General features: G+C 60.7%; 6 protein-coding genes. All 6 read right to left on the bottom strand.

Features of this window, described 5'->3' with window-relative positions; all coding sequences use genetic code 11:
- Window positions 1-113: 113 nt before the first annotated feature.
- Window positions 114-1,148 carry a branched-chain amino acid ABC transporter permease gene (locus tag PMI34_RS07540; RefSeq protein ID WP_008052247.1) on the bottom strand — a complete coding sequence of 345 codons (1,035 nt, stop codon included), beginning with the start codon at window positions 1,146-1,148 and terminating at the stop codon, window positions 114-116.
- Window positions 1,148-2,011 carry a branched-chain amino acid ABC transporter permease gene (locus PMI34_RS07545; RefSeq protein WP_008052244.1) on the bottom strand — a complete coding sequence of 288 codons (864 nt, stop codon included), beginning with the start codon at window positions 2,009-2,011 and terminating at the stop codon, window positions 1,148-1,150. Before PMI34_RS07545 ends, PMI34_RS07540 begins: the two co-directional genes overlap by 1 nt.
- Window positions 2,012-2,013: 2 nt before the next feature.
- Entirely contained in the window at window positions 2,014-2,706 is a 693-nt protein-coding gene (locus PMI34_RS07550) for an ABC transporter ATP-binding protein (protein WP_008052243.1), read from the bottom strand.
- A 3-nt stretch (window positions 2,707-2,709) separates the two neighbouring features.
- On the bottom strand, window positions 2,710-3,435 hold the full coding sequence (locus PMI34_RS07555; RefSeq protein WP_008052242.1) for an ABC transporter ATP-binding protein: 726 nt from the start codon (window positions 3,433-3,435) through the stop codon (window positions 2,710-2,712).
- Window positions 3,436-3,460: 25 nt separating this feature from the next.
- The gene (locus tag PMI34_RS07560) at window positions 3,461-4,771 is read right to left on the bottom strand and encodes an ABC transporter substrate-binding protein (RefSeq protein WP_008052241.1); all 1,311 of its coding nucleotides are present in this window, start codon (window positions 4,769-4,771) and stop codon (window positions 3,461-3,463) included.
- A gap of 87 nt (window positions 4,772-4,858) precedes the next feature.
- On the bottom strand, window positions 4,859-6,205 hold the full coding sequence (locus tag PMI34_RS07565) for an outer membrane beta-barrel protein (protein ID WP_008052240.1): 1,347 nt from the start codon (window positions 6,203-6,205) through the stop codon (window positions 4,859-4,861).
- Window positions 6,206-6,274: the final 69 nt, after the last annotated feature.

Here is a 6,274-nt window from a genome sequence, read left to right as displayed (position 1 = left end):
TTGTAGCAGCTGGCGCAGCCGGCGTTCGGCTGCGCAGCAGTCGTAAAACCAAACAACACGGTCTATCAGGTAAACCGCAAACGCAGGCTTCGCCAGCTGTTGTGGACGGTGTGTTATGGCTGGGGCTGTACAGATAACCGTCGCTGCATCGGGAAAACCTGCCAGCCCAGGCGCTCGCTGATCAACCCCCACACCCCTTGCGGCGCCTTGAGCATCACCACCACCGCGACCACACCGAGGATAATCATGTACAGCGCGCCGTACTGCGCCAGGCAACCGCGCAATACGAAGTAAATCAGCGTGCCGATCAACGGCCCTTCCAGGGTGCCGATGCCACCGATGATCACGATAAAGATCACCACCGCCGTCCAGTCCTGCAGGTTGAACGCCGCATCCGGAGAAATGCGCAGCTTTTGCAGGAAGATCAACGCTCCAACCACGCCCGTACAGCCGGCGGCCAGTACGTAGACCATCAGTTTGGTGCGAAACGTATCCACCCCGAGGCTGCCGGACGCGGGTTCAGAATCACGAATCGATGCCAGCGCCAGGCCCTGACGCGAGCGCAGCAGAAAAAACACGGCTGCCACGGCGGCAATGGCGATGGCCAGCGCAGTGAAATAGATCAGTGTTTCGCGTCCGTCCCGGTCATTGCCGATCTGCCTCACAATAGCCGCCGGCAGGCTTTGCCCCGACCCGCCACCCAGGCTGCTCATCTGCGCCAGACCCAAACGGAAAACCTCCGCCACCACCCAGGTACCGATGGCGAAGTAGGCGCCACGCAGACGAAACACGATCAGCGCCGTGGGAATCGCCAGCAACGCCACCAACACGCCTGAAAGCAGCACCGCGACCAAGGGCGGCACACCGAATTGGCTCGCCAGCATAAACAGCAGATAGCCGCCCAGACCGACGAAGGCCTGCTGCCCTACCGAGACCATGCCGGCGTAGCCCGCCAGCAGGTTCCACATTTGCGCCAACGCCAGGTAATAGGCGAACTCCACCACCAGGCGCAGGCTCGCCCGGTCGGCCCACAAGGGTGCACTGAGCAAGATCAATACGCACAGACCCAGCAACGACAGGCCGATGGTGCTGCTGGTGGTCGTGCGTTGTACGCGAAACCTGAGCGCGGGGTTGTTCAAGGCATTCATCAGTCGACACTCCGGGGAAACAGGCCACGCGGACGCACGACCAGGATCAGCAGAAACACAAGGTGACCGGCGAGGATTTGCCAGCCGGGATCGATTTTTGCCCCCAGGGTTTGCGCAACGCCGAGAATCACCCCTCCGGCCAGCGTGCCCCACAGACTGCCCAGGCCGCCGATGATCACCGCTTCAAAGCCGTACAACAGCCGCGCCGGCCCGACCGTAGGGTCAAAGCTGGTGCGGATCGCCAGGAACACGCCGGCAATCGACACCACGGCCATCGCCAGCGCCATGGCCAGGCCGAAAATGTGCGCGTTGTTGACGCCCATCAGCCGTGCGGTGTGCTGGTCATCAGAGGTGGCGCGAAACGCCCGGCCCAACGATGTTTTGTAGAACAGCAATTGCAGGCCGCCGATGATCAGCAACGCACTGCAGAACACGATCAGCGGCATCACGCCGACGCTCAGGCTGCCCATGCCGACGCTGGCCACTTCAAGGTCGCCTTGAGCCAGTTTTTGGCTGTCGGCACTGAAAAATTCCAGCAGCACGTTCTGCACGATGATCGACAGGCCGAACGTCACCAGCAACGGCGGCAGGATGTCCGTGCCCAGCGTGCGGTTGAGTAACAGCCGTTGCAGCAGATAGCCGAAACAGAACATCAGCGGCACCACGATCAGCAGACTCGCCAACGGGCTGAAGCCCAGATGATTGACCACCACCAGCGCCAGGTACGACGCCAGCACAATGAAGTCGCCATGGGCGATGTTGACCAGACGCATGATGCCGAACATCAGCGACAGCCCCACAGCGAACATCGCGTACAGGCCGCCGAGCAACATGCCTTGAAGCAAAGTATTGAGCCATTCCATCACTAGATCCCGAAATACGCGGCTTTGATTTGTGCTTTGTCCGCATCCCCAGGCCGGCCGGTGAGGGACACCCGCCCTTCCTGGAAGCAATAGAAGCGGTCGCACACACTCAGTGCCTGATTGATGTCCTGCTCGACGAGAATCACCGTGGTGCCGTCGGCCTTGATCGAGGGCAATGCGGCGTAGATGTCCTTGATCGTCGTCGGCGCCAGGCCCAGGCTGATTTCGTCGCACAACAGCAAGTGCGGGTTGGCCATCAGGCCCCGGCCAATCGCGACCATTTGCTGCTGGCCGCCAGACAGAGCGGTGCCCGGTCGCTTGCGCAGTTTTTCCAGCACAGGGAACAACTGATAGATGCGCTTGAGCGTCCACGGTCCCGGGCGTTTGCTGTAGGCGCCGATCAGCAGGTTTTCTTCCACCGTCAGCGAGGGAAACAGCTTGCGGCCTTCCGGCACCAGCGCGATGCCGCGCTCCAGCACCCGATTGGCTGCCATGTCGCCAATGGCCTGCCCCTTGAAAGTAATGGCGCTCGGCTGGTTCTTGATCAACCCGGCCAAGGAGCGCAGGAACGTCGACTTGCCCGCGCCGTTGGAGCCGATGATCGCCACGGTTTCACCGGCCTCAAGGGTCAGGCTGATGTCGAATAGCGCTTGAAAGTCGCCATAGCCGGCGCAGAGTTTTTCGATGGTCAGCATGCGTCAGCTCCCGATGCCCATGTAAATGTCCTGGACCCGAGGATCGGTCATCACGCTGCGCGGTTCGCCTTCGGCCAGCTTGGCGCCGAAGTTGATCACCGTCAGGCGACTGACCACCGCCAGCAAGGCATGCACAATGTGCTCGATCCAGATGATGGCAACGCCGGACTTGTGGATGCCTTGAATGGTTTCCACCAGTGCCAGGCATTCCGGTTCGGTCAGGCCACCGGCAATTTCGTCGAGCAACAACAGGCGCGGCTGGGTCGACAAGGCCCGGGCCATTTCCAGGCGCTTGCGGTCGAGCAAGGTCAGTGAGCCGGCCAGCACGTTGGCCTTGCGCATCAGGCCAGTGAGTTCCAGCGTCTGCGCACACCACTGACTGGCTTCGTTGTCACGCAGCCGTGCACCGAAGGTTGCGCCCACCAACAGGTTCTCGAACACGGTCATTTTCACGAACGGATGCGGAATCTGATGGGAACGGCCGATGCCCTGCTGACAGCGCTTGAACACAGGTTCGCGGGTGACGTTGCGGCCTTCGAAATGGATCTGTCCTTTGTCGGCCGCCACGCCACCGGCGATCAGGTTGAACAGCGTGCTTTTACCCGCGCCATTGGGACCGATGATACCCAGGGCTTCACCGGGTTGCAGGGTCAGGTCGATGGCATCCGTGACCTTCACCGAGCCGTAACTTTTGTGCACATCGGTCATTTGCAGAAGTGGTTGTTGCATGATGCACCCGTGTCCTGTTGCGCGATCAATACGTAATGGCCTGCATCTCGCCGCCCAGCGGGATCGCCGGGGCGGTGGCATTGCTGGTCACGATCAGGTCGTATTTATTGTCCTTGCCCAGTCGCCACTGGCCGCTGACCAGAGGCGTCTTGGCGACGTTCTTCACCGGTCCGCCATTCCAGTTGATCGGGCCGACCACGGTGTTGAGGTTGGTCTTGAGCAAGGCATCGCGGACTGCTTGGGCGTTGCCGATTTCTTCGGTGCGCTTGAGGATGTCCACTGCCAGTTCGAACAGGGCATGCACGAACCCCAACGGTTGCGTCCACTGCTTGCCGGTGGCCTGGGTGAAACCCTGGGCCAATTGGCCGGCACTGGCGCCGGTCAATGACGAACTGAACGGGTGCGTCGGGCTCCACCAGATTTCGGTCGACAGGTTGTTGCCGGCCTTGCCCAATGCCTCGACTGCCGTCGGAAACAACAATGCCTTGCCCACCGACACGGCTTTCGGATTGAAGCCTTGCTGCCGGGCCTGGGTCCAGAACGTGCTCAGGTCCGGCGGGATGACCACGCCGGTGACGATCTCGACGTCGGCCTTTTTGAACGCGGCAATCTGTGCAGAGAAGTCGTCAGTCAGACTCTGGAAGCGGCCAGGGTCGACCAGTTGAAAGCCCTTTCGCGCCAGTACCGGCGGAAAACCGAGCTTCTGGTCGCCCCACGCATTGCCATCGCCGTCATTGGGGAACAGGCCGCCGACCACTTTGTTCGATGGCATCGCCCCCCACATGGCGCTGTAAGTACCGATCACATCTTCCAAGCCCCAGAAAAAGTGGTAAGTCCACTCAAAGCCCTGCTCCGGTTTGCCGCCACGGGTAAAGAACCACGGCTGCCACGGCGCCACCGTGGAGATGCACGGAACCTCGTTGATTTCGCATTGATCGGAAACCGGGTTGGTGGTTTCCGGGGTCGACGACACCAGCATCAGATCGACCTGGTCCGAGAGAATCAGCTCGCTCGCCACTTCCGCCGCGCGGTTGGGGTTGGACTGGCTGTCCTTGACGATGACCTCCAGACGATAGGCCTTGCCTGCGACATTGATCGAGTTCTTCAAGACTTGCTTGAGCGACTCGATGATGTAGTTGTCGGCAGCCGCAAACGGCGCCAACGGTCCGGTCTGCGGGCTGACATAGCCCAGTTTGATCACCCGCTCACCGCCGATAGCAAAGGTGAACGGCATGCTTGCCAGTGCCACGCCACCGACGGCAATGCCGGTACTGCGCAGGAAATCACGGCGGGAGAAGTCGCGGTCTAACAGGTTTTTATCGTTGTTGTCTGTCATGTAAGTACTCCAAAAGCCTGGACGAACAGGGTCGCCACGTGTGGCCGGGCCATCACGCAGGGTCAGGGGTAAAGCAGGGAAATCCGTTCAGAAGAAGAAACTGACGTCGAACGACGCGACCACTTGCGAATCCTTTTCGCCGTCGGCATAGGCATCGCGGCCGGGGCCTGAATGGATGTCGTAGCGCAGTTCCGGGCGCAGGCGCACGTTGGGTGTCGGCGTCCAGGCCAGGTTGGTGGTGACGCCGTAGAAGCTGCCCCAGGTCGGGTCCGGGATGCCAGTGTTCGGGTCGATGTTGGCCATCATCACGTGGACCGGGGCGTCGGTGTAGAACCACTCGGCGCGACTGTTCCACATCAGGTTTTCGCTGAGTTTGTGGTACCAGTTCACGTCCGTGCCATACCAGGTCGCGTCGTTCTTGTTGGCGAACCCGGCGAAGGCGCCCTGCTCCTGCTTGCCGTAGTTCAACTCCAGCGCCACGCGGTTGTTCGGGTCGAGCACTTGCGACAGGGTCAGGTAGGACGCCAGGCGCTTGTAGTCGTCATCCTTGGTGCCCGCCGGCAGCGGCGAGCCACAACTGCATTCGGCGAAACTGTCGCCAGCGCCATTACCGTAGATGTTTTCCCAGTCGATCCAGGTGCCGAAGTCCGCCGAGCGCCAGCGCACGTTGGCGATCACGTCCGGCGAGTGATTGGGATCCTGCAGGTTGTTCCAGCCCTGAACCACCCCCAGTTCGAAGCCGAGCATGCTTTCGCCCGGTTCCGAAGGCAGTTTGAACGAGTACAGTGCACCGGCATGTTTGGCCGGGCCGTGCATGAATGAATAGGTGTGGGAGTAGAAGTCAGTCGGGGCCGGAGATGGCAAGGCGAAACCGATTTCGTTTTCCAGCGGTGTGTGGAAAATCCCGATCATCAGCTCAGAGCCGCCGAGCACGGGGAAGTAGAAGTTGACGTAAGCCTGGGCGACGGTGAACGCCGGATCTTCAGGCTTGTTGTCGCGGTTGACGCTCAGGTCTTCGTCCCAGCCGTAGGTCTTGAAGAAGCGCGCATCCTTGCCGTACAGCGCCGTGACGTTGAAACCCCAATCAGCTTCTTGCGGCATCGCGCCGGGAAACGGTCCGACGCGGCCGATCACATTGCTCTTGGGTTTCTTTTCCACGGCCAGGGCGAACTGGTTGAGGTTCACACCTTCGTCGGTATTGAAGAAGCTCTGCTTGCTGACGTCATCCGTGCCGTTGTTGTTATAGATCACACCGGCCTGAGCCCAGCCGTAGATCTTGATCCCGTGTTCGCGCTCAAGGCTGTCGCCGAAGACATTGCGCACCAGCGAACCCATGGGATCGTCTGCTGCCAGAGCCATAGAGGGAAACAAAACGTCGGCGCCCAGAACGGGCGCGAACAGGGTTGCTGCGCAAACCCATGCACGAATACTCATACCTGCCTTCCTTATTTTTATTAGGCGCCAATCCCCCGAAGGGGCATGAGGCCGAAAGCAAGGTATGAC

Origin of the sequence: Pseudomonas sp. GM74 (assembly GCF_000282455.1) — a bacterium.
Classification (GTDB): domain Bacteria; phylum Pseudomonadota; class Gammaproteobacteria; order Pseudomonadales; family Pseudomonadaceae; genus Aquipseudomonas.
This window is presented reverse-complemented; position numbering and strand designations above follow the sequence as displayed.